A 727-nucleotide genomic window follows, 5' to 3' on the forward strand; every position below is an offset into this window, starting at 1 on the left:
AGACGGCCATTGTCAAATCTGCAATGCGCACGTTTGCAGTTCTGGAGTTCTTTCGGGAAACGAAGCGGGCTGCTTCCGTAACCGAAATAGCTTCCGCGCTGGAGATGCCACAATCGAGCACGTCGGTGTTGCTTAGCAGTCTCGTTGAATTGAACTACCTTGAATACGATCGAAAGACCCGGCGTTTCATCCCTAGCTACCGCGTCGGTCTGCTCGGTGATTGGATCCGTCGTTCTCCGTTCCGTGACACAAAGCTGACCGATCTGATGGAGGAACTCTGGAGCGCGACTGGGGGCGAAACCATCCTGCTTGGACAACAGACGGGCGCCGCCGGGATGCGGTATCTACACGTTGTGCCGAGCGGCTATCAGCTTCAGTTCATTACACATGCTGGTCAAATACGACCGATGGTTCGTACCGCGCTTGGACACGTGCTGCTGAGCCAAATGCCAAACACCAGGATTCGCGGCATAATCCGTCGCAACAATGCCGATGAGCCGAGTCCGTCGGCGCGTGTTCGCGAAACGGCGTTTCTCGAAGAAATCGAGCGCATTCGCCGCCGCGGCTTTTCCGAGTCAGGCGGCCGCACGACGCCGGGCGCAAACACCATAGGCATGCTTGTTCCGCTACCAAAGCGACGCGCGCCGCTGGCTATCGGCATCGGCGGCCCCATCGAACGGATCGCGGCAAAGCGCGAGCACATCATTGAAGTGATGCAGAGCCGGCT

At 58.2% G+C, this 727-nt stretch carries 1 protein-coding gene; it reads left to right on the top strand.

Annotation, left to right across the window (positions count from 1 at the left end; genetic code table 11):
- On the top strand, nt 1-727 hold a 727-nt coding region (locus NS334_RS16920), incomplete at both ends, for an IclR family transcriptional regulator (RefSeq protein WP_153002817.1).

This window comes from Sphingomonas endophytica (genome assembly GCF_001476895.1).
GTDB lineage: Bacteria > Pseudomonadota > Alphaproteobacteria > Sphingomonadales > Sphingomonadaceae > Sphingomonas > Sphingomonas endophytica_A.